Here is a 26782-nt window from a genome sequence, read left to right as displayed (position 1 = left end):
GCGGTGGCTACCAACATTCCAGCCGGAGCGTTCCCCCTCTCCGCCGCGCAACGAGCCATGTGGTTCGCCCAGCAGCTCACCCCGACGGTCCCGATCACCATCGCCCAGTACGTCGAGTTGCACGGGGACCTCGATTTCGAGGTGCTTCACCAGGCGGCGAAGACCGCGGCACACGAGTTCCAGTCGCCCTATCTCCGGGTGATCGAGGTCGACGGTGAACCGTTCCAGCTCGTCGACGAATCCATCGGCCTACCGCTCGGCTTCGTGGACTTCCGGGGCGAGGACGATCCGGCCGCGGCGGCCGAGGAGTGGATGCACCGGGACTATGCGACCCCGGTGAACCTCTCGAACGACCGCCTGTTCGACATCACCATCCTGCAGGTCGGCGACCGGGACTACCTCTGGTACAGCCGAATTCACCACGTCGCCCTCGACGGCTACGGCGGCGCGACCGTGATGAACCGGATCGCCGCGCTGTACACCGCCGCGGTGGAGGGCGGGGACGCCGGTCCGGCCAAATGCTCTCCGCTGACGGATCTGTACGAGCTCGACGCGAAGTACCGGACATCCAGCCGGTTCGAGTCGGACCGCAAGTTCTGGGCCGATCGGATCCGTGGAATCGAGGAGGGCTCGAGCCTGGTGACGGAGGTGGCGCCCGCCGCCGCCCGTAGCCGGCTCGCGAGCGCGCCCCTGACCGAGGACGCCGTCCGGCTGCTCGAGGATTCCGACCTCCGGCGCGGCGCGACGTCGGCGGCCGTGGTGATCGCGGGATTCGCCTGCTACCTGTCCCAGATGACCGGTACCGAGGACGTCCTGGTCAACATCCCCGTCTCGGCGCGGACCACCTCGGTTCTGCACCGATCTGGCGGGATGCTGGTCAATGTGGTGCCGCTGCGGCTGAGCGTGCGGCCGGGCGACACCGTCGCCGAACTGGTGCAGCGGGTCAACCTCGAGTTGATGGGTGCGCTGCGGCATCAGCGTTGCAGCCTCGAGGACATCCGCAGGGACGCCGGGCGCAGCGGCGAACGCTCCCTGCATGCGCCGATGGTCAACGTGATGCTGTTCAGCCAACAGGTCACGCTCGGCCCCGTCGTCGGCGAGAACCGCATCATGACCTCGGGCCCGGTCGATGACCTGCTGGTCAACATCTATCAGAGCGGCAGCCCGCCGAGCACCGTCATCGACTTCCGGGGCAATCCGAACCTCTACGAGGACGACGACCTGCGCTCGCGGCACCACGCCTTCGTCGAGATGCTCGAGGGGTTCGTCGCGGCCGATCCCGATACCAGGCTGATGGAGATCCACGCGCGGAGCTTCCGGATGGCCGGGCGCAAGCACAAGGCCGCGTCGCTGCTGGCGCACTGGTCGCGAGTCCTCTCGGGGATACCCGAGGTGCTGACGCTGCCTGCGGATCGACCCCGCCCGATTGTGCTGTCGGACCGACGCCATCGTGTGGAGTTCGACATCGGCGTCGATCTCCAGGAGCGGTTGATCGCGCTGACCCGGGACCGGAGCTCGAGTGTGTTCACCGCGGTGCACGCGGCGTTGGGGGTGCTGCTGAGCAGGCTCGGCGACACCGACGACGTGGCCATCGGCACCCAGGTCACGGTTCACGCCGCGACCGTGGACGGCACCGTCGAACCCTCCGACAACACGGTCGTCCTGCGCACGCGGGTCGACGGCGGCGACTCGTTCGGCAAACTCCTGCACGAGGCGTGCCTCGGCGAGCTCAGCGCCTTCAACCACGCCGAGCAGTCCTTCGAGCGTCTCGTCGAGACGGTCTGTCCGGTCCGCTCGACGGCCTACGCGCCCCTGGTCCAGGTGCTGCTCGAGGTGCGCAATGCGCGGCGACCACATCTCGAACTGCCAGGGCTCACAGTCGAATATGCCGATGCCGACGGTATCGCAGGCGAGGTGGATCTGTGCCTGACCATCGCCGAGCGGCACGACGCGGACGGCGCCCTTGCTGGCATGTCGGCCGCGTTCACCTACGCCACCGACCTGTTCGATCCGGGGACGGTCGAGCGCTTCGCGACCCGGTTCATCCGGATACTCGATGCCGCGACCGCGGACCCGTCGATCGCGGTGGGGGACATCGAACTACTCGACCCCGAGGAACGCGAGGCCCTGGCACCGGTGTTCGGGGGCCCGGAGGCGCCGCCGCGGACGTTGCCGGAGCTGTTCGCCGACGCCGCGCACATCGACCCCGATTCGGCGGCGCTCGTGTTCCAGGACGTGAGCCTGACGTACCGCGAACTCGACGAGCGCTCGAATCGGCTGGCTCGGCTGTTGATCGATCGGGGAGCGGGCCCGGAATCGATTGTGGCGCTGGGGATGGCCCGGTCCGTCGAGTCCGTACTGTCGGTGTGGGCGGTGGCCAAGGCAGGCGCCGCGTTCGTGCCGGTCGACCCGAACTATCCGGCCGAGCGCATCGAGCACATGCTCACCGATTCCGGTGCCGCCCTCGGCCTGACCGTGGACGAACGCAGGAATCGACTTCCCGACGCGGTGCCGTGGCTGGTCCTCGACGCACCCGACCTGGAGGCAGAACTCGAGCGCTACTCCCCGGCGCAGGTGACGGACGAGGACCGTCGCGCCGCGCTGCTGCTCACGCACCCGGCCTACCTGATCTACACCTCGGGCTCGACGGGTGTGCCCAAGGGCGTGGTGCTGAGCCACCGCGGCCTCGCCAGCCTCGCGGCCGAGGAGCGCGACCGTTTCGCCGTGACCCCGGCGTCGCGAACCCTGCACTTCTCGTCGCCGAGTTTCGACGCCTCCGTCCTCGAACTGCTGATGGCCTTCGGCGCGGGCGCGACGATGGTGGTCGCCCCGCCGAGCGTGTACGGCGGCGCGGAACTGGCCGAACTACTCGGCCGACGCCGGGTCACCCATGCCTTCGTCACCCCGGCCGCGCTGGCCTCCGTGGACCCAGCCGGCCTCGATGACATCGAGTGCCTCGTCACCGGCGGCGACACCTGCCCGCCGGAACTGGTGCAGCAGTGGGCGCCCGGCCATCGGATGTTCAACGCGTACGGACCGACCGAGACGACGATCGTCTCGTCGATCAGCCACCGGATGACCCCCGGTGAACAGGTCACCATCGGCAGGCCGCCGCTCGGGTGCGGTGAGGTGGTGCTCGACGGCAGGCTGCACCCGGTGCCCGCGGGGGTGCCCGGTGAGCTCTATGTCACCGGCACCGGTCTCGCCCGTGGCTATCACAGGCGGCCGGTCCCCACGGCGGATCGCTTCGTGGCCAGCCCGTTCGGTGGGCCCGGCACCCGGATGTACCGAACGGGGGACCTCGCGCGCTGGACCAGGACCGACGACGGGAGTGGCTACACCCTCGAGTACCTCGGACGAAGCGACTTCCAGGTGAAGATCAGAGGCTTCCGGATCGAGCTCGGCGAGATCGACGCCACCCTGACCACCCACCCCGACGTCAGCTTCGCCGCCACCGTCGGCCACCCCGGCCCGTTCGGGGACACCGTGCTGGTGTCGTACGTGCACCCGACCAACGACGCCGCGATCGCCGCCGCCGAGCTGACCGCGCATCTGGCTGCCCGGCTGCCGGGGCACATGGTGCCGTCCAGCATCGTCCTGCTCGACGAGATCCCGATGACGCCCGCGGGGAAGTTCGACAGGAAAGCACTGCCCGCACCGGACTTCGTCACCTCGACCGCCGAGTTCCTGGCCCCGGAAACCCACAGCGAAGAGGCGGTCGCCGGAGTCTTCGCGACGGTTCTCAGCGTCGAGCGGATCAGCACAAGGGACAGCTTCTTCGACCTCGGTGGCAACTCACTGATCGCGACCCGGGTCGTCGCGCGCATCAACGCCGTCCTCGACAGCGACATCGGGGTGCTGGATCTGTTCGAGGCGCCGACGGTCGAGACGCTTGCCGCGCGGATCGACTCGATCGGTCGGCGGGACTCGGACCGGCCCGTGCTGGTGGCGGGGGAGCGGCCGGACCGTATCCCGGTATCCCTCGCGCAGCAACGGATGTGGTTCATCAACCGGTTCGATCCGTCCTCGGCCGCGTACAACATCCCGATCGCCGTGCGGCTCGCTGGTGAACTGGACCCCGACGCGTTGGCCAGGGCGCTGGCAGATGTCGTCGAACGGCACGAGTCGCTGCGCACCCTCTTCCCCGACTCTCCCGACGGTCCCTTCCAGCTGATCCGGCCCGCCTCCGAGGTGGTGCCGGACCTCACGCCCGTGCCCGTGTCCGAGACCGGTCTGCGCGACATGGTCACCGGGCTGGCGTCGACCGGCTTCGATGTCACCACCGAGTTCCCGGTGCGGACCGAGCTGCTTCGCCTCGGACCGACCGAACACGTATTGGTCCTGGTCGTGCACCACATCGCCGCCGACGGCTTCTCCATGGCACCGCTGGCGCGGGACGTCATGACCGCGTACAACTCCCGCAGGCTCGGCGGCGCCCCGGACTGGGCTCCGCTCGAGGTGCAGTACGCGGATTACTCCCTGTGGCAGCGCGAGCTGCTCGGTGACGAACACGACCCCGGCAGCCTGATCGCTCGCCAGCTCGACTACTGGACGAGGGCGCTGTCGGGCGCCCCCGACGTGCTCGAGCTGCCCACAGATCATCCGCGCCCGCCCGAGCAGTCGTTCCGGGGCGCGGTCGAGGAGTTCACGATCCCCGCCGAGCTGCACAACAAGCTGATCTCGCGTGCAGGGCAGATGGATTCGAGCCTGTTCATGGTGCTGCACTCCGCCTTGGCGGTGCTGCTGGCGCGGCTGAGCGGGTCATCCGACATCTCCATCGGGACGCCGATCGCGGGCAGGGGTGAGGCCGCGCTCGACGACCTGGTCGGCATGTTCGTCAACACGCTGGTGCTCCGCACACCCGTCGATGCCGGGATGACCTTCTCGGAGATGGTCAGGCAGACCCGCACGGTGGACCTGAACGCGTTCGGTCACACCGACGTCCCGTTCGAGCGGGTTGTGGAGGTGCTCAACCCGACGCGATCCACCGCCTACTCCCCGCTGTTCCAGGTGCTGTTGGTGCTCCAGAACACCGGCCACACGAGACTCGAACTACCCGACCTGATCGTGGACGTCGAGGCGCTGGACAACGGAACCGCCAAGTTCGACCTGCAGCTCACCCTGACCGAGACCTATGACGACCAGGGCGCGCCCGGCCGGATCAAGGCGGCGTTCTCCTACGCCACCGACCTGTTCGACGCGCCGAGCGTCCGCCGGTTCGCGCAGCGTTTCGTCCGGGTGCTCGAATCGGTCACCGAGGACGTCGCGGTGACGGTCGGTGATGTCGACCTCCTCGCCGGGAGCGAGCGTTCGCAGGTGCTGACCGAGTGGAACGCCACCGAGCAGGAGTTGCCCGCGACCACCCTCGGCAACCTCTTCGATGCACAGGTCGCACGCACGCCCGACGCGGTCGCCCTCGTGTTCGGGGAGGACCGGCTGACCTACGCCGAACTCGACGCTGCGGCCAATCGGCTGGCCCGTCACCTGATCTCGCTGGGGGTCGGACCGGAGTCGACCGTCGGCCTCGCCATGCGCCGCTCCCTGGAGCTGGTGATCGGCATGTACGCGGTGGTCAAGGCGGGCGGCGCCTACGTGCCGATCGATCCCGATCATCCGGCGGACCGGACCGAGTACGTGCTGGGCAGCGCCCGGCCGGTGTGCGTGCTCACCACCCACGCCGATCGCGGCGCACTCCCGGAGTCGTTGCAGGCGTTGGAGATCGACCGGCTCGACCTCGGCGCGCAGGACCCGTCGCCGATCGTGGACGCCGACCGGCTCGGCTGCCTGCGCCCCGACGACGTCGCGTACGTGATCTACACCTCGGGCTCGACCGGCAGGCCGAAGGGCGTCGCGGTCACGCACGCCGGGATCGCCAACAGGTTGTCGTGGATGCAGCACCGGTACCCCCTCACCTCCGAGGACGTGGTGGTGCAGAAGACCCCGGCCACTTTCGACGTCTCGGTGTGGGAGTTCTTCTGGCCGCTGCAGACCGGTGCCCGGCTGGTGGTCGCCGCCCCGGACGGTCACCGGGATCCGGACTACCTGTCGCGGCTGATCGAGAGCGAGCGGGTCACCACGATCCACTTCGTGCCCTCGATGCTGTCGACCTTCACCGCGGGCGCGCATCCGGCCCGATGCCGGTCGCTACGCCGGGTGTTCTGCAGCGGCGAGGCGCTCGCGCCGTCGGCGGCCGAGGCGTTCCGTGAGTTCAGCGTCGCGGAACTGCACAACCTGTACGGGCCTACCGAGGCCTCGGTCGACGTGACGCACTGGGCGTGCAGCGCCGCGGACGAGGTGGTCGTGCCCATCGGCGCGCCGGTGTGGAACACCCGGGTGTACGTGCTCGACGGCCGGTTGAACCCGGTCCCGGTCGGTGTCGCGGGCGAGCTGTATCTGAGCGGTGTCCAGCTGGCGCGCGGCTACGTCGGTCGCGCGGACCTCACCGCGGACCGTTTCGTGGCGGATCCCTTCGCACCGGGTGAGCGGATGTACCGCACCGGTGACCTGGTGCGGTGGAACGAGACCGGGAACATCGAGTACATCGGCCGCACCGACTTCCAGGTCAAGCTGCGGGGCCTGCGCATCGAGCTGTCCGAGATCGAGCTGGCATTGCTCGAACACCCGGCGGTGGCGCAGGCGGCGGTGACGATGCACAGCGACGCGCTCACGGGCGACTCGCTGATCGGCTACCTGGTCGCCGAGCGCGGCCAGGAGATCGACACCGACGGCGTGCTCGAGGGCGTCGCCTCGCGGCTGCCCGGCTACATGGTTCCCGCGCAGCTGATGGTGCTGGAGGAATTCCCCCTCGGTTCGACCGGCAAGCTCAACCGTTCCGCGCTGCCGGAACCGGTGTTCGCGGCCAAGACCTCCGAGTTCGTGGCGCCGCGGAACCCGATCGAGGAGATCATCGCGTCGATCTTCGGGGACCTGCTCGGCCTCGGCCGGATCGGCGTGTACGACAACTTCTTCGACCTCGGTGGGAACTCGCTGGTGGCAACCAGGCTGGTGGCCAGGGTGAACGCGGCGGTCGACACCCGGATCGGGGTGCGCGAACTCTTCGACTCCCCGACGGTGGCCGCGCTCGCCGTGTGCGCCGAGACCGAGAGTTCACGGGCGGTTCCGCGCCCCGCGTTGCTGGCGGCCGCTCGTGCGCCGCGGGTGTCCGTCTCGCTCGCGCAGCGACGGATGTGGTTCATGAACCAGTTCGACACGTCCTCCGCCGCCTACAACGTGGCACTGCCGGTCCGGCTCTCCGGTGCGCTCGACGCGGACGCCATGGCCAAGGCGATCCTCGACGTCGTCGACCGGCACGAGGCACTGCGCACGATGTTCCCGCTCGTCGACGGGGAACCCATGCAGGTGATCGTCGACGCCGACGACGTGGTGGGGGACCTGTCACCGATCGCGGTGCCACCGGAAGCGATGTCAGGGGAACTCGCCCGGTTCGTCGCCGCCGGCTTCGACGTGACCGCGTGGGCTCCGCTGCGGGCGGCGCTGTTCGGACTGAGCGAGACCGAGCACGTCCTGGTCGTCGTCGTCCACCACATCTCGGCCGACGGCTTCTCGCTGGTCCCGCTGGCCCGGGATGTCATGGCGGCGTACAGCTCCCGGATGGCGGGCGAGTCACCGCAGTGGGCACCGCTGCCGGTGCAGTATGCCGACTACGCACTCTGGCAGCGCGAGATGCTCGGCTCCGAGGATGACCCCGAGTCCCTGATCGCGCGGCAGCTGGACTACTGGACGCGGACACTGTCCGGCCTGCCCGAGGCGCTGGCCCTGCCGGTCGACCGGCAGCGGCCCGCGGAACGCTCGCTGCGCGGCGACCGGGTGGAGTTCTCGATCGACGCCGATACCCATCGCAGGCTCGTCGCGACCGCGAGGGAGCGCAGCTCGAGCGTGTTCATGGCGATGCACGCCGTCCTGGCTGTGCTGCTGAGCAGACTGGCGGACACCGACGATGTCGCGGTCGGCACGCCGATCGCAGGCCGCGGCGAGGCCGCACTCGACGACCTCGTCGGCATGTTCGTCAACACCCTCGTCCTGCGCACCCGCGTCGATCGCTCGACCACCTTCGCCGAGTTGCTCGACTCCGTGCGCGAGACGGATCTCGGCGCGTTCGGTCACGCCGACCTCCCGTTCGAGCGCCTGGTGGACGTCCTGGCCCCGCAACGGTCGACCGCGCACTCCCCGTTGTTCCAGGTGATGCTCGAGTTCAAGAACACCGAACGGGCGCGGCTGGAGCTGCCAGGGCTCGTCATCGAGCCCGTCGAACTCGATTCCGTCACAGCGAACTTCGATCTGCAGCTGACCCTCGACGAGCGCTATGACGGGGACGGCGCCCCCGCGGGGGTGGCGGCCGCGTTCACCTTCGCCACCGACCTCTTCGACGCGGCGACGATCGACGGCCTCGCCGCGCGGTTCGTCCGGGTCCTCGAGACCGCGACCGCAGATCCGTCGATCGCGGTGGGGGACATCGAGCTGCTCGATCCGAGCGAGCGCCGGTCGCTGACGCCGGTCACCGGACCCGCAGGGGCGGCGCCGCGCACCCTGCCCGAATTGCTCTCGGACGCCGCCGCCAGCGATCCCGATGCCGTCGCGGTGATATGCGAGGGCAACAGTCTGACGTACCGCGAGCTGGACGAACGCGCGAACAGGTTGGCGCGGGTGCTCATCGGCCGGGACGTCGGCCCGGAATCGATCGTGGCGCTCGGGATGGCGCGGTCGATCGAGTCGGTGCTGTCGGTGTGGGCCGTGGCGAAAGCGGGGGCCGCCTATGTGCCGGTGGATCCGAGCTATCCGGCCGAGCGCATCGAGCACATGCTGACCGATTCCGGGACCGCGCTGGGACTCACGGTCTCGCGGTCGCGTACGCACCTACCGGACACGACGGAGTGGCTGGTCCTCGACGACCCGGGATTCGCCGCCGAGATCGACGGGCAGCCGGGAACGGCGGTCACCGACGCCGACCGGCGTGCGCCGCTGCTGCTCGGGCACCCCGCCTACCTGATCTACACCTCCGGCTCGACCGGGGTCCCCAAGGGCGTGGTGCTGACGCACCGCGGCCTCGCGAACTTCGCTGCCGACGAGCGAATCCGGTTCGGCGTCGGCCCGTCCGCGCGGACACTGCACTTCTCCTCGCCGAGCTTCGACGCATCCGTGCTGGAGTTGCTGCTGGCCTTCGGCGCGGGTGCCGCGATGGTGATCGCGCCGCCCACCATCTACGGCGGCGCGGAACTGGCCGAACTGCTCGCCCGCGAGCGGGTCACCCACGCCTTCGTCACCCCCGCCGCGCTGGCCTCCGTTGACCCGGCCGGGCTCGATGCCCTCGAGTGCGTGGTGACCGGTGGCGACACCTGCCCGCCGGAACTGGTGCGCCAGTGGGCCGCTGTGACGATGTTCAACGCCTACGGCCCGACCGAGGCCACCGTCGTCGCCGCCGTCAGCGACCCGATGGTCCCTGGCACGGCGGTCGCGATCGGGCGGCCCCCGGTCGGGTGCGGCGTTGCGGTCCTCGACGAGCGCCTGCACCCGGTTCCGGTGGGTGTCGCGGGTGAGCTCTATGTCATGGGACCCGGGCTTGCCCGCGGGTACCACCGCAGGGCGAGGGCGACCGCGGACCGGTTCCTGGCGAATCCCTTCGGTGACCCCGGATCCCGGATGTACCGCACCGGCGACGTGGTCCGCTGGCGTCCCGACGGCCAACTGGCCTACCTGGGCCGCAGCGACTTCCAGGTCAAGGTTCGCGGATTCCGGATCGAACTCGGCGAGGTCGAATCCGCCTTGCGGGGCTGCGCGGGGGTGGCCGACGCGGTAGCCACCGTCCGGGATGACGGCCGCGGCGTCGGGCGACTGGTCGGCTACGTGGTGCCCGAGGAGGGCGCCGAGCTCGCTGCCACGGAGATCCTGGCCTCGGTCGGGGAGGTGCTGGCGCCGCACATGGTGCCTGCCGCGCTGGTGATGCTCGACGAGCTGCCGCTGACGCCCGCGGGCAAGATCGATCGGAAGGTGCTGCCCGCGCCCGACTTCGGCGCCCGCACGACCGAGAGCCGGGCTCCGGTCACCGAGACCGAACGCCTGCTGGCCGAGCTGTTCGCCGAGGTGCTCGGGGTGGAGTCGATCGGCGTCGACGATTCCTTCTTCGCCCTTGGCGGCGACAGCATCATGTCGATCCAGCTGGTCTCGCGGGCCAAGACCGCCGGGGTGTTCCTGTCGCCGCGGGATGTCTTCGAGCACAAGACCGTCGCCGCGCTCGCCGAGGTGGCAGTGGTCGGCGAGACGGCCGAGGTGCCGGCCCTCGACGAGCTCCCCGGCGGCGGGGTGGGCGAGGTCCCGCTCACGCCGATCGTGCGCTGGCTGCTCGATCGCGGGGGCGACTTCGACCGCTACTCCCAGTCCGTGCTGCTCACACTCCCGCCTGGCATGGACCGCGACGTGCTCGAACGCGCGTTGCAAGCGGTGCTGGACCGCCACGACATGCTCCGTTCCCGATTGCACGGCGGGCCAGGAGGCTGGGGGCTCGAGGTACTGCCGACCGGATCGGTGTCGTCGGAGACAGTGCTGCGCCGGATCCCGGTCGACGCGGTCACCGGCCAGGAGTTCGCGGCCGTGGTGGCAGACACCCTCGCGCAGACACAGGGCCGACTCGACCCTTCCGTGGGGAACATGGTGCAGGCGGTGTGGTTCGAGACCCCCGCCGGGGTCGGACGGCTGCTCGTGGTCGCGCATCACCTCGTGGTGGACGGGGTGTCCTGGCGGGTCCTGATACCCGACCTCGCGACCGCATGGGCACAGCTGGAGGCGGGCGAGCGGCCGGACCTCGCCGCCGTCGGTACCTCGATGCGCCGCTGGGCGCACGCGCTGGTCGACGCCGCGCGCGACCGCTCCGATGAGCTGGACACCTGGACCCGGATGCTCGCCGAACCGGACCCGCTGCTCGGGTCGCGGCCGCTCGATCCGGCCGTCGACGTCAATGCCACGGTGGCCAGGGTCGAGATCGAGCTCCCGCCCGCGGTGACCGAGGCGGTGCTCACCGCGCTGCCTTCGGCGTTCCACGGCAGCGTGAACGACGGCCTGCTCACCGCCCTGGCTCTGGCGTTGACCCGGTGGCGTCAGAACAGGGGCGTGCGCGCGAACGGCGCGCTCGTCACCCTCGAGGGCCACGGTCGTGAGGCGCAGGTGGTGCCGGGCGCGGACCTGACCCGCACGGTCGGCTGGTTCACCGCGGTGTTCCCGGTGCGCCTCGACCTGTCCGGCATCGACCTCGACGACGCGTTCGCAGGCGGACCGGCCGCCGGTGCGGCGATCAAGTCCGTGAAGGAGCAACTGCTGGCGATCCCGGACCACGGCATCGGGTACGGGATGCTGCGCCACCTCGACCACGCCGCCTCCTCGGTGCTCGGCGAGCTGGCCACACCCCAGATCAGCTTCAACTACCTCGGCCGGTTCGCCACGGCCACATCCGATCACGGTGACACCGCCTGGCTTCCGGTCGAGGACGCGGGGGACCTCGGCGGCGTCACGGATCCTCGGCTGCCCGTCGCGGCGGCCGTCGACGTCAACGCGGTGACCGCGACGACCGCCGCAGGCCCCCAGCTGCGGGCCACCTGGGCGTTCCCCACCGGAGTGCTCGCCGAGGACGAGGTCGAGGAGCTCGCCGAGCTGTGGGTCACGGCGCTCACGGCGCTCGCCGGGTACGCCCAATCCCCCGGAGCGGGTGGCCTGACGCCCTCGGACCTCGGATTGGTGTCGCTGGACCAGGCCGCGATCGACCGGCTCGAGATCCGGTACCCGGACCTGACCGACGTGTGGACGATGGCCCCGCTGCAGAAGGGTCTGCTGTTCCACGCGCTGCTGTCGGATCGGTCGGTCGACGCCTACCTCGTCCAGCTCGGACTGGAGCTGGACGGCGTCGTCGACGCGGAGCGGATGCGTCGTGCCGCGCAGGCACTGCTTGATCGGCACCCCAATCTGCGTGCCGCCTTCCATCAGGACGGCGACGCCGAGCCCGTCCAGCTGATCGCCGAGCGCGTCGAGGTGCCGTGGGTCGAACTGGACCTGTCCGAGGAGGTTCCGGCGGTGCTCGAGGCACGGCTCGCGACGATCCTCGCGGCGGACCGCGCCACCAGCTTCGACATGGCGACGCCGCCGCTGATGCGGTTCATGCTGATCAAGACGGCACCGAATCGGCACCGGATCTACATGACCAACCATCACATCCTGCTCGACGGCTGGTCGACACCGTTGCTGCTCAAGGAGCTGCTCGTCCTGTACGCCACCGATGGCGATGCCGGCGTGCTCCCGCGGGTGGCGCCCTACCGGAACTATCTGGAATGGCTTGCGCGCCAAGATATTGCGGAGTCGACGGACGTGTGGGTGCGCGCGTTCGCGGACGTCGAGGACCCGACGCTGCTCGTCCCGGCAGAGCCGGGACGCGAGGTCAGCACCATCCCGGGGGAGGTGTACGCCTCGGTCAGCGAGGAGCAGACCGACGCGTTGCGCGAGGTGGCCCGGACGCACGGGGTCACGCTGAACACCATGGTGCAGGCGGCCTGGGGCATCGTGCTCGGGATGCTGACCGGCCGCGACGACGTGGTGTTCGGGGCAACGGTCTCCGGCAGGCCACCGCAGATCGCGGGCGTCGAGACGATGGTCGGATTGTTCATCAACACACTGCCGGTTCGAATCACCCTGGACCCCAACGAGACTCTCGGTGAGTTGTTGAGCCGCGTCCAGACCGAACAGGCCGCCCTGCTCGACCACCACCACCTCGGGCTGCCGGAGATCGCCCAGGCGGTCGGATCCGGGCTCGGCTTCGACACCCTCACCGTGTTCGAGTCGTATCCCGTCGACCGGGCCGGGCTGTCCCAGGTCACCGACATCGCCGGGATGCGGATCGCGGATGTGATCGAGGGTGGCGACGCGACGCACTATCCGCTGACCGTCATCGCCTCCGCCGATGCGGAACTGCGGCTGCGGCTCACGTACCTGCCGGACCTGCTGGATCGAGCCGCGGTGGAATCCATCGCGGATCGGGTGGTCCGGGTACTGGCGGCGGTCGCCGCCGATCCAGGCACGGCGCTGGCCGGTCTCGACCTGCTCAGCACCGCCGAGCGTGATCGCCTCGCGCCCGTGTACGGGCCGAGGGGACTGTCCATCCGGCTGCTGCCACAGTTGCTCGCCGACGCGGCGGCCCGCCGGGCCGACGCGATCGCGGTGATCTGCGCCCACGACTCGGTGACATACCGTGAACTCGACGAACGCTCCAATCGGATGGCCCGCGTCCTGATCGAACGCGGAGCATGTGCCGAGACCTTTGTGGCGGTGGCGATCTCCCGATCGATCGAGTCCGTGCTCGCCGTGTGGGCGGTTGCCAAGAGCGGTGCGGCCTTCGTGCCGGTCGACCCGAACTACCCGTCGGAGCGCATCGTGCACATGCTCACCGACGCCGGCGTGACCGAGGGGCTGACGGTCACGACCGAACGCGACTCGTTGCCGGGCCGGGTCGACTGGATGGCGATCGACGATCCCGATCTCGAGCGCGACTGTGCGCGCATGTCCTCGGCCCCCGTCACCGATGCCGACCGGCGCACCGCGCTGCGCTTCGACCATCCGGCCTACCTGATCTACACCTCGGGATCGACGGGCATGCCGAAGGGCGTCGTGGTCACGCATCGGGGGCTGGACAACTTCGCCGCCGAGGAGCGGGCCCGCTGCCGGACCGAGGCGACCTCACGGGTGCTGCACTTCTCCTCGCCCAGCTTCGACGCCTCGGTCCTCGAGTACCTGCTGGTGTTCGGGCCGGGCGCGACGATGGTGATCGCGCCGCCGACCGTCTACGGCGGCGCCGAACTCGCGGAACTGCTGCGCGCCCATCGCGTCACGCACGGCTTCCTCACCCCGTCCGCCCTGGCCTCGATCGAACCCGACGGCCTGGACGAGTTCACCTCCGTTGTCGTCGGCGGCGAGGCCGTCCCGCGGGAGCTGGTCGGCGAGTGGGCGACACCGCCGCGACGGCTGTTCAACGCGTACGGCCCCACCGAGGCCACCGTCGCGACGAACATGAGCGACGCGATGTCGGCGGGTGAGTCCGTCACCATCGGTGGCCCGATCCGTGGCGTCGCCGAGGTCGTCCTCGACTCCCGGCTGCAGCCGGTGCCGGTGGGTGTGCCGGGCGAGTTGTACGTCGCCGGAGCCGGCCTGGCCAGGGGCTATCACCGCCGCGGTCCGCTGACCGCGGAGCGGTTCGTCGCGAGCCCGCACGGTGAGCCCGGTTCGCGGATGTACCGAACCGGCGACCTCGCCCGGTGGACGGACGACGGCAGGCTCGAGTACCTGGGGCGCGCCGACTCTCAGGTGAAGGTCCGCGGGTTCCGGATCGAGCTCGGCGAGATCGACGCCGTTCTCACCGATCACCCGGAGGTCGACTTCGCGACGACGGTCGGTCACACCGGTCCGTCCGGGGACACCAGGCTGGTCGCCTACGTGCTGCCCGTCCTCGATGCCGCCGCCGCGAACGGATCCGCGGCCGACCTCGCGGCCCGGCTCACCGCGCACGCCGCCACCCGGCTGCCCGGGCACATGGTGCCGTCCTCGATCGTGATGATCGAGGAGATCCCCCTGACCCCGGTCGGGAAGCTCGATCGAAAGGCGCTGCCCGCACCGGAGTACGTGCTGTCCACCGCGGAGTTCCGGGCGCCGGCGACCCCGGCGGAGGAAGCCATCGCGGACGTGTTCGTCGCGGTCCTCGGCGCCGATCGGATCGGTGTCGACGACGACTTCTTCGATCTCGGCGGCAACTCGCTGACCGCCACGCGCGTCATCGCCCGGGTCAACGAGGCGCTCGGCTCGGACATCGGCGTGCGCGTGCTGTTCGAGGCGCCCACCGTGCACCGCCTGGCGACCTCCATCGAGCACCACACCGCCGACCGGCGGGACCGCCCCGTGCTGCGTCCGGTCCCTCGCCCCGACCGCATCCCGCTCTCGCTGGCGCAGCAGCGGATGTGGTTCATCAACCAGTTCGACACCGCCTCGTCGGCGTACAACATCCCCCTCGCCATCCGGCTCACCGGCCGCCTGGACGTGGTCGCCCTGCGCGCCGCGATCCGCGACGTGCTGACCAGGCACGAGTCGCTGCGCACCGAGTTCCCGACCATCGACGGGCAGCCGGTCCAGCGGATCGTGGACGCCGCGGAGGCCGGGCCGGATCTGGTTCCGGTGGAGGTGGCCGAGGCGGACCTGGCGGACCGGATCGCCTCCTTCGTCTCGGCCGGATTCGATGTCACGCGTGAGGTCCCGTTGCGCGCGGGCCTTTTCGAACTCGGTGAGGCCGAGCACGTCCTCACGGTCGTCGTGCACCACATCGCCGCGGACGGCTTCTCGATGGCGCCGTTGGCCCGAGACGTCATGACCGCGTACAGCTCCCGGGTGGAGGGGCGGGAACCCGAGTGGGCCCCGCTGGCCGTGCAGTACGCCGACTTCACACTCTGGCAGCACGAACTGCTCGGATCGGAGGACGACCCCGACTCGGTGATCTCCCAGCAACTGGCCTACTGGACGTCGAACCTCGCCGGGCTGCCCGATCTGCTGCAGCTACCGGCGGACCGCCCGCGCCCGCTCGCCCGCTCCTTCCGCGGCGAGGTGGTCGATTTCGACATCGGCCCGCGTGTCCACCGGGAGCTGGCAACGATTGCCCGGCAGCACAACTCGACGATGTTCATGGTGGCGCACGCCGCCCTCGCGGTGCTGCTCGCCCGCCTGTCCGGGACCGCCGACATCGCCATCGGCACCCCGGTCGCCGGACGGGGCGAGGCGGAGCTCGACGACATGGTCGGGATGTTCGTCAACACCCTCGTCCTGCGCAGCGACGTCGAGGCGGCGGCGACCTTCGCCGACCTGCTGACCCAGGTTCGCGAGACCGACCTGGCGGCGTTCGGGAACGCGGACCTGCCGTTCGAGCGACTGGTCGACGTGCTTGCGCCCGAACGCTCCACCGCCCACTCGCCGCTGTTCCAGGTGTTGATCGAGTACCAGAACAACCTGTCCGCCCACCTCGAGCTGCCCGGACTCGCCGTCGACGCGGTCGACCACGACCTGGGCGTGTCGAAGTTCGATCTGCAGCTCACCCTCGGCGAACGACACGACGACCACGGCGAGCCCGCTGGCATGAGCGCCGGGTTCACCTTCGCCACCGACCTTTTCAACCGGGGCACCGCCGCGACCTTCGCCCAGCGGTACCTGCGCATCCTCGAAGCGGTCACCGCCGACCCGGACCGCACCATCGGCGACATCGACATCGTGGACCCCGCGGAGCGGGATCGGATGCTCGTAGGCGAGGAGGGCGTCGCCGTCCCCTCTGTCACGCTCGCGGACCTGTTCGCGCGCAGCGCCGCGGAGCATCCCGGAGCCGTCGCGGTCACCTACGAGAACACCTCCCTGACCTATGCGGAACTCGACGACCGCGCCAACCGCCTGGCGCGGCACCTGATCTCCCTGGGCGTGGGGCCGGAGGACCTGGTGGCCGTGGCGATGCCGCGCTCCGCCGAGCTGGTCGTCGCGCTCCTCGCGGTGATCAAGGCGGGCGGCGGCTATCTGCCGGTCGACGTGACCTATCCCGCGGAACGGCTTGTGTTCATGCTCGAGGACTCACGGCCCGTGTGCGTCCTGACCACGGTGGCCGACGCCGAGTCGGTTCCCGGGTCGGCGATCCCGACCGTCCGGCTCGACGAGCCGGCGGTCGTCAGCCGGCTCGACGCCCTGCCCTCCGCCCCGATCACCGACGCGGATCGTCGCGCTGTGCTGGAACCGGCGTCGTTGGCGTACGTGATCTACACCTCGGGGTCCACCGGCAGGCCCAAGGGCGTCGTCGTCTCGCATCGGAACGTGGCGACACTGATGGCCAACACCGAGGACAGGTTCGGATTCGACCACACGGACGTGTGGACGATGTTCCACTCCTACGCCTTCGATTTCTCGGTGTGGGAGCTGTGGGGCCCGCTCGTGTACGGCGGCACGCTGGTGGTCGTCGACTACTTCACCGCCCGAGCGCCGGAGATGTTCCTGGAGCTGTTGCGGCGCGAGCGGGTGACGGTGCTCAACCAGACGCCGACCGCGTTCTACCAGTTGGCCGAGGCCGACCGGGTGGCGGCGGAGCGCGGAGACCCGGCCGGACTCAGCCTGCGGTACGTGATCTTCGGCGGCGAGGCGCTCGACCTCGGTCAGCTCGGCCGCTGGTACGGCAGACACAGCGACCGGGCCCCCGCTCTGGTCAACATGTACGGCATCACCGAGACCACGGTGCACGTCAGCCACATCCCCCTGGACCGGGAGTTCGCGGCCGAGGCGTCCGCGTCCGTCATCGGCCGGGGTCTGCCCGGCCTCCGGGTGTACGTGCTCGACGAGCGACTGCACCCGGTCCCGCCCGGCGTCTCGGGCGAGATGTACGTCTCGGGTGCCCAGGCCGCCCGCGGCTACCTCGGCCGGGCCGCGCTCACCTCCGGTCGTTTCGTGGCCGATCCGTTCCGTGCCGACGGCGCGCGGATGTACCGGTCCGGCGACGTGGCCAGGTGGAACACCGATGGCGAGCTGGAGTATTTGGGCCGCAGCGACTTCCAGGTGAAGGTCCGCGGGTTCCGGATCGAGCTCGGCGAGATCGAATCCGCGCTGCTGCGCTGCCCGGGCGTCGCACAGACCGTGGTGCTGGCCCGCGACGACGGCAGCGGTGGAGTCCGCCTCGTCGGGTACCTCGTGCCGGAGGCGGGCACGGTCCTCGACGTCGGCGCCGCCTCCGATTTCGCGGCGGAGGTGCTGGCCGCGCACATGGTGCCCGCCGCGCTGGTGGTCCTCGACGAGTTGCCGCTGACCGCGAACGGCAAGCTGGACCGGAAGGCGCTGCCCGCGCCGGACTTCGGGGCGCGGGTGACGGCGAGCCGGGCGCCGGTCAGCGAGGCGGAACGGGTGCTGGCCGGACTGTTCGCGGAGGCGCTCGGGCTCGAGTCGGTCGGCGTCGATGACTCGTTCTTCGCGCTCGGCGGCGACAGCATCATGTCGATCCAGCTGGTGGCGAGGGCGAAGTCCGCCGGGGTCGTCATCACGCCCCGGGATGTCTTCGAGCGCAAGACAGTCGCCGCGCTCGCCGAGGTGGCCCGCGTCGCGGAGGCCGCCGGGGCCGCGGTACTGGAGGAGCTCCCGGACGGTGGCGTCGGGACGGTTCCGCTCACTCCGATCGTGCGCTGGATGCTCGAACGCGGCGGCGAGTTCCACCGCTACGCACAGGCGGCGGTGCTGGCCCTGCCGCCCGACATCGACGAGATCTCGTTGCGGCGGACCGTGCAGGCCGTCGTCGACCAGCACGACGCGCTGCGCGCGCGGTTGCGGTCGGACCGGGGCGACTGGTTCCTGGAGGTGCAGCCCGTCGGCTCGGAGCACGGGGACCGGATGGTCCGCCGGGTCGCCGTGCCGTCCGTGGTGGGCGAGGAGTTCACCGCGATCGCCGCGGCCGAGCTGGACGCGGCGGCCGACCGGCTGGACCCCGCGGCCGGGATCATGCTGCAGGCCGTCTGGTTCGACCCGCCCGAGGGGCAGGGCCGGCTGCTGGTGCTCGCGCACCACGTCGCGATCGACGGGGTGTCCTGGCGCATCCTGGTCCCGGATCTGGCCGCCGCCTGGGCGCAGGTCGCCTCCGGTGCCGAGCCCGTGCTCGCGCCGATCGGGACATCCCTGCGGCGGTGGTCGCACGGCCTGACCGAGGCGGTGCACCTTGAGGAGCGCATCGCGGAGCTGGACCTGTGGCGGGAGATGCTGGCGGGCGAGGACCCGGTGCTGGGCAGCAGGCCGCGGGACCGTGCCCTCGATCTCAACGCGACCGTGCAGAAGGTTCAGGTCTCGGTGCCGACCGACGTGACCGAGGCAGTCCTGACCTCCTTGCCGCAGGCGTTCCACGGCAGCGTCAACGACGCGCTGCTCGCGGCGCTGGCGATGGCGATCACCCGGTGGCGGCGGGAGCGGGGAGTGTGGGCCGACAGTGCGCTGGTCAACCTCGAGGGTCACGGTCGCGAGGAACAGGTCGTTCCCGGCGCCGACCTCGCCCGGACCCTCGGTTGGTTCACCACGATATTCCCTGTCCGCCTTGATCTCTCGGGCATTGATCTCGACGATGCGTTCGCGGGCGGGCCTGCGGCGGGCGCGGCGGTGAAGGCAGTCAAGGAGCAGCTGCTGGCGATCCCGGACCACGGCATCGGTTTCGGCATGCTGAGGTATCTCGACGACGCGTCGGCGGCCGTGCTCCGGGAGCTGCCGGTGCCGCAGGTCAGCTTCAACTACCTGGGCCGGTTCGCGACGGCCACAGCGGGCGGTTCCGGTGAGGCGGCATGGCTGCCGGTCGACTACGCGGGTCTGGGCGACCCACACAACCCGGAGATGCCGGTCGCGGCGGTACTGGACATCAACGCCATGACGAGGACCACCGAGAACGGTCCGCAGCTGCGGGCGACGTGGTCGTTCCCCGGCGGCGTGCTCACCGTGGCCGAGGTGGAGGACGTCGCGGCGATGTGGATCCGCGCACTCCGGGCACTGGCGACACACGCCGCCGGTCCCCGCGCGGGCGGGCTGACCCCCTCGGACCTGGACCTCGTGGACCTCGACCAGTCCGCGATCGATCGCCTCGAGAGCCGGTACCCCGACCTGACCGACGTCTGGTCGATGTCGCCGCTCCAATCCGGAATGCTGTTCCACGCCTTGCTGTCCGACGAGAGCGTCGACTCCTATCTGGTCCAGCTCGGGCTGGAACTGCGCGGTGCCGTCGACCCACAGCGGATGCGCCGGGCGGGGCAGGCGCTGCTGGACCGGCACGCGAACCTGCGGGCGGCCTTCGTCCAGGACGAGGAGGGCCGGTCGGTACAGGTCATCCAGGACCGGGTGACACTGCCGTGGACCGAGGTCGACCTCTCGGCCCTGGATCCGGTGGTGCGCGAGGCCGAGCTGACGGCGCGACTCGCCGCGGACCGGGTCACCAGCTTCGACATGGCGCGGGCGCCACTGCTGCGGTTCACGATGATCAGGACGGCGCCGGAGCACTACCGCCTGGTGATGACCAACCACCACGTCCTGCTCGACGGCTGGTCCACCCCGCTGCTGCTGCGCGAACTGCTGGTCCTCTACGCGACGGACGGCGACCCGGAGGTCCTGCCGCGGGTCCGCTCGTACCGCGACTACCTCGAATGGCTGTCGGAGCGCGATGCCGCCGAGTCCACCGCGGCGTGGACGACCGCCCTCGCCGGGGTCACCGATCCGACCCTGCTCGTCCCCGCCGATCCGGGCCGGGAGGTGTCCACGGTCTCGAACGAGGTGCAGCTCTCGCTCACCGAGCAGCAGACCGACCGCCTGCGGGCGTTGGCCCGCGAACGCGGATTGACTCTCAACACCGTCGTGCAGGCCGTGTGGGCCATCGTGCTCGGCGCCATGACCGGCCGCGACGATATCGTCTTCGGCGCAACGGTGTCCGGCCGCCCGCCGCAGATCTCCGGGATCGAATCGATGATCGGGCTGTTCATCAACACGATCCCGGTGCGGGTCCGGTTGGTGCCGGGGGAGACCCTCGGCGAACTGCTGGACCGGGTCCAGACCGAACAGGCCGCCGTGCTCGATCACCACTACATGGGCCTGCCCGAGATCAAGCGCGCGGTCGGGGAGGGGCTCGGTTTCGACACGCTCGCCGTGTTCGAGTCCTACCCCGTCGACCGCTCCGGACTGTCCGAGGAGACGGACATCGCGGGCATGCGGGTGGTCGACGTGGAGGGTTCGGACTCCGCGCACTACCCGCTGTGCCTCGTCGTATCCGTCGACTCCCGCATGCACCTCAAGCTCGAGTACCTCCCCGATCTGTTCGACCGCGACAGCGTCGAGTCCATCGCCCGGCGGGTCGAGCGCGTGCTCGACCTCCTAGACCTCGACCTGCCGGTGGCCCGGATACAGGTGCTCGACGAGCGCGAGCGCCGCGAGCTGGCACCGGTGCGCGGGCACCCCGGCGGGTCGATCCGCACACTGCCGCAGATCTTCTCGGACGCCGCGGCGACGGACCCCGAGGCGATCGCGCTGAGCTTCCAGGGCAGGCAGGTCAGCTACCGCGAACTCGACGAGCGCTCGAACCGGATCGCCCGACAGCTGATCGCACGGGGCGCCGGGCCGGAGACCTTTGTCGCGCTGGGCATCCCACGATCGGTGGAGTCGGTACTCGGGGTCTGGGCGGTGGCCAAGACCGGGGCCGCCTTCGTGCCGGTCGACCCGAACTACCCGGCCGAGCGGATCGAGCACATGCTCACCGACGCAGGCGCCACCCTCGGTCTGACGACGGCGGCCGAGCGGGATCGACTCCCCGCCGCTGCGCACTGGATCGCGCTCGACGACCCCGCGTTCGAGTCGGACTGTGCCGGAACCTCCTGCGCGGACCTGACCGACACCGACCGGACCTCGCCGATCACGCTCGACTCCGCCGCGTACATCGTCTACACCTCGGGGTCGACCGGCGTGCCCAAGGGCGTCGTCGTCACCCACCGCGGGCTCGACAACTTCGCGGCCATGCAGACCGAGCGGTTCCACGCCACGCCCGCGTCGCGGACACTGCACTTCTCGTCGCCGAGTTTCGACGGGTCGATCTACGAATACCTGCAGGCCTGTGGGGCGGGCGCGACCATGGTGGTGGTTCCGCCGACCGTCTACGGCGGCGTCGAGCTGACCCGGCTGCTGGCGGCGGAACGCGTCACGCACGGGTTCATCACCACCGCGGCGTTCTCCACCATGGATCCCGCCGGCCTCGACGACTTCCAGTTCGTGGTCTTCGGCGGCGAGGCCTGCCCGCCGGACCTGGTTGCGAGGTGGGCGCCGGGGCGCCGGCTGTTCAACGCGTACGGCCCGACCGAGACCACCGTCATGTCGAACATCAGCGCGGCGATGACCTCGGGGGAGCCGATCACCATCGGCGGTCCGCTCCGCGGCGTCGCGGAGTTGGTGCTGGACTCCAGGCTGCAACCGGTGCCGGTCGGCGTCGCGGGGGAGCTGTACCTCGCAGGCGTCGGGCTGGCGCGCGGGTACCACCGGCGGGCGGCGCTGACCGCGGGCCGCTTCGTGGCCAACCCGTTCGAGCCGGGCGCCCGGATGTACCGGACCGGGGACATCGTCCGCTGGACGAGGGATACCGAGAGCGGCGACCTGGCGATCGAGTATGTGGGCCGCAGCGACTTCCAGGTCAAGGTCCGCGGGTTCCGTGTCGAGCTCGGCGAGATCGACACGGCGCTCACCGATCATCCCGACGTCGCCTTCGCCGCGACCCTCGGGCACACGGGACGATCGGGCGACACCGTGCTGGTCTCGTACGTGCTGCCTGCAGGCGGCGCGCCGGTGGCCACCCGCGAGCTCACCGAGCACCTCGCGAGCCGGCTGCCCGCGCACATGGTGCCATCGGCGATCACCGTGCTCGACGAGATCCCGTTGAACCCGGTCGGCAAGCTCGACCGAAAAGCGTTGCCGGAACCCGACTTCGTCTTCGCCACCACCGAGTTCCGCGCCCCGACGACGCCGATCGAGGAGACCGTCGCGGACGTCTTCACCGCGGTCATCGGTTGCGATCGCGCGGGCCTCGACGACAACTTCTTCGATCTGGGCGGCAATTCGCTGACCGCCACCCGGGTGATGGCCCGCCTGAATGCGGCGCTGCACACCGAGATCGGTGTGCGCGCGCTGTTCGAGGCCCCCACCGTGTGGGAGCTGGCCAACCGTGTCGAGCGGCACGCGGGGGTCGGCACCACACGGCCCGCGCTGACCGCTGGACCGCGCCCCGCGGACATCCCGCTCTCCCTTGCCCAGCAGCGGATGTGGTTCATCAACCAGTTCGACCCGTCCTCGGCCGCGTACAACATCCCGCTCGCGGTCCGTCTCTCCGGCGACCTCGACCTGCCTGCGCTGCAGACAGCGCTCGCCGATGTCGTGGCCCGGCACGAGTCGTTGCGGACCACCTTCCCGGAGTCGACAGAGGGACCGCGCCAGGTGATCCATCCGGTGACCGGGGTCGTGCCCGATCTCACCCCCATCGATCTCGGCGACGAGACCGATCTGCCGGATCGCCTCGGCCGCTTCATGGCCACCGGATTCGATGTGACCACCGCCATCCCGCACCGCATCGCCCTGTTCCGGCTGGCGCCGGACGAGCACGTGCTTGCGATGGTGGTCCACCACATCTGCGCCGACGGGTTCTCGATGGCGCCGTTGGCCCGCGACGTGATGACCGCATACACCTGCCGGATCGACGGCCGAGCGCCGGACTGGGCGCCGCTGGAGATCCAGTACGCCGACTACGCGCTCTGGCAGCATGAACTGCTCGGCTCCACGGACGATCCGGGCAGCCTGGCGTCGCGCCAGCTCGACTTCTGGACGGAGACGCTGGCGGGACTGCCCGACGTGTTGCAGCTGCCGGCCGATCGGCCCCGGCCCGTTCAGCAGTCCTTCCACGGCGACCGGGTCGACTTCACAGTCGAACCCGACCTGCACCGCCGGCTGGTCGCACTGGCGCGGGAGAACAACACGAGCGTGTTCATGGTCGTCCACGCCGCGCTGGCCGTGCTGCTCAGCAGGCTCGGCGGCACCGATGACGTCGCGATCGGCACGCCGGTCGCGGGCCGGGGGGAGGAGGAACTCGACGACCTCGTCGGGATGTTCGTCAACACGCTGGTGCTCCGCAGCCGCGTCGACGGGGCCGCGTCGTTCACCGAACTGCTCGCCGGGGCGCGCGAGATCGACCTGGCGGCGTTCGGTAATGCCGACGTCCCGTTCGAGCGGATCGTCGAGGCGCTCAACCCGATCCGGTCCACCTCCTACTCGCCGATCTTCCAGGTGTCGCTGGAGTTCCAGAACAACCTCCGTCCCCGGCTGGAACTGCCCGGACTGACCGTGTCCGGCGTCGACCTCGAGGTGAACGTGGCGAAGGAGGATCTGGAACTGCTGCTGTCCGAGGAGTTCGGCGCCGACGGCACGCCCGCGGGGATGACGGCAGGCTTCGACTTCGCGACGGACCTGTTCGACCCCGGCACGGTGCGCGGCTTCGCCGAGCGGTTCCTGCGCATCCTCGAGTCCGTCACGATGGACCCGGCCCGGCCGGTCGGTGACATCGAGATCCTCGACGGCAGGGAACGGACCGCGCTGGCGCCCGCGATGGGACTGCCGGGCGAGCCGCCGCGGACCTGGCCGGAGTTGCTCGCCGACTCGGTGGCCGCCAGGCCCGACTCGGTGGCGCTGACCTACCGAGGATCCTCGATGACCTACCGCGAGCTGGACGAGCGCTCGAACCGGTTGGCGCGTGCCCTGGTCGATCGGGGCGTCGGACCCGAGTCCGTGGTGGCGCTCGGGCTGCCGAGATCCGTCGAATCGGTGCTCTCGGTGTGGGCCGTGACCAAGGCGGGCGCCGCCTTCGTGCCGGTGGACCCGAACCATCCCGCGATGCGAATCGGCCACATGCTGACCGATTCCGGGGCGCTGCTGGGCCTGACGGCGAGCGGCAGCAGGGCGAACCTGCCGGACCTCGTGCCGTGGCTGGCGCTCGATGCGGCCGAGGTGCAGGCCTGGGTTCAGGGGTACTCGGCCGCGCCACTGACCGACCACGACCGGATCTCCCCGCTGCGGCACGTGCACCCCGCCTACCTGATCTACACCTCGGGCTCGACCGGCGTGCCCAAGGGCGTCGTTGTCACCCACGGCGGGCTGGCGAACCTCGCGCGGCAGGAGCGCGAGCTCTTCGAGGTGACGCACGAGTCGCGGGTCTCGCACCTGGCGTCGCCCAGTTTCGATGCGTCGGTGTACGAGCTGCTGATGGCGTTCGGGGCGGCCGCGCGCCTGGTGATCGTCCCGCCCACCGTCTTCGGCGGCGCCGAGCTCGCCGACCTGCTGCGCGACGAGGGCGTCACCCACGCGCTGGTCACCCCGACCGCGCTCTCGTCGATCGACCACCGCGGACTCGACGACGTGGAGGTCCTCGTCGTCGCCGGGGAGGCATGCCCGCCGGAACTCGTCGCGCGCTGGGCGCCGGGACGCCGGATGTACAACGGGTACGGCCCCACCGAGACGACGGTGCAGGCGGCCGTCGGCGGGCCGATGATCTCGGGGAAGCCGGTGGACATCGGTGGGCCCGCAATCGGTTTCGGTGTGGCGGTGCTCGACTCCCGGCTGCGGCCCGTGCCGATGGGGGTGTCCGGCGAGTTGTACGTGTTCGGTCCCGCCCTCGCTCGCGGCTACAACGGCAAGGGAGGCCTGACCGCACAGCGATTCGTGGCCAATCCGTTCGCACCGAACGGGTCGAGGATGTACCGGACCGGGGATCTCGTGCGATGGCTGCCCGACCACACTCTCGACTACCTCGGTCGCAGCGACTTCCAGGTCAAGGTGCGCGGGTTCCGGATCGAGCTGGGCGAGATCGACGCCGTGCTGATGGGTCACCAGGGGGTCAGCTTCGCGACCACGATCGGGCACGCCGGTCCCACCGGCGACACCGTCCTGGTGTCGTACGTGCTGCCACACGAGGGCGTCACCCTCGAGCCGGGGGAGGTCAAGGCCCATGCGGCGGCGTTCCTCCCCGCGTACATGGTGCCCTCGTCCATCCGCGTGCTGAGCGAGGTCCCGTTGACGCCGGTCGGAAAGCTCGACCGAAATGCGTTGCCCGCACCCGAATTCGGTGCGCGGGCGGAGGGATTCCGGGCGCCGGGCAATCCGCTCGAGGAGGCCGTCGTCGGCGCCTTCGAGGCGATCCTCGGCCTCGAGCGGGTCGGTGTCGACGACAGCTTCTTCGACCTCGGCGGGAATTCTCTGGTCGCCACCCGGGTGATGGCGGAGCTGCACGAGCGGCTCGGCAGGCGGATCCCGCTGCAACTGATGTTCTTCGATCCGACACCCGCAGGTCTCGCCCGGCGCATCGCGGACCTGGACGGTGAGGTCACCGGGGTCGGGGCCTCGGGCCTCGAGGAGGCGCTGTCGGTGGTGATCTCCCTACGCGCGACCGGTAGCAAGGCGCCGCTGTTCTGCGTGCACCCCGGAATCGGTCTGTCCTGGGGGTATGCCGGCCTGGCCGCGCAGCTCGCCGCGGACCGGCCCGTTTACGGACTGCAGCTGCCGACCATCAGCGAAGGCGTGCACTTCGATTCGGTCGAGCAGCTCGCGCATCGCTACGTCGAGGAATTGCGCTCGATCCAGCCGCAGGGCCCGTACCACCTGCTGGGCTGGTCACTGGGCGGGTGTGTGGCGCACGCGATGGCGGTCGAACTGCGCGGCGCAGGCAATGAGGTGGCGACCCTCGCCCTCATGGACAGTTACGCGGTGGCCGGGGAGCCGGTCCAACCGCGGCTCAGTGCCGAGGACCTGCTCGCCGGCCTCGGCCTCGAGGTCGAGGAAACGGGCGACGGCGGCCTGACCTACGAGCGCGCCGCCGAGCTGCTGGGCGATTCGCTGGGCCAGGACCTGGGACTGACCGCGGCGCACCTCGAGCGGATCGCCGACGGCTTCGCCGATTCCGCTGAGAACATGTCCCGGTTCAGCCCGGCTCTCTTCGACGGCGACCTGCTGTTCTTCTCCGCGGTGAGGTCGGAGAGTGGGCACTCCGCCCAGGAATGGCGGCAGGCGATCACCGGCGAGCTCCGGGAGATCGAGGTGGACTGCGAACACAATCAGATGATCGAGCCCGAGGCGGTCGCGGTGATCGGTCCGGTGCTGGCGGAGCACCTCGATGTGCCGGTGGGGGGCGTATTCTGAGGAA

Annotated in this window: 1 protein-coding gene; it reads left to right on the top strand. The window is 70.4% G+C overall.

Features of this window, described 5'->3' with window-relative positions:
* The first annotated feature begins 3 nt into the window (after positions 1–3).
* Positions 4–26778, top strand: coding sequence for a non-ribosomal peptide synthase/polyketide synthase (locus FCG67_RS00060; protein WP_281282306.1), 26775 nt, complete (start codon positions 4–6; stop codon positions 26776–26778).
* Positions 26779–26782: the final 4 nt, after the last annotated feature.

This window comes from Rhodococcus oryzae, from assembly GCF_005049235.1.
In the GTDB taxonomy this organism is placed as follows: domain Bacteria; phylum Actinomycetota; class Actinomycetes; order Mycobacteriales; family Mycobacteriaceae; genus Rhodococcus_G; species Rhodococcus_G oryzae.
This window is presented reverse-complemented; position numbering and strand designations above follow the sequence as displayed.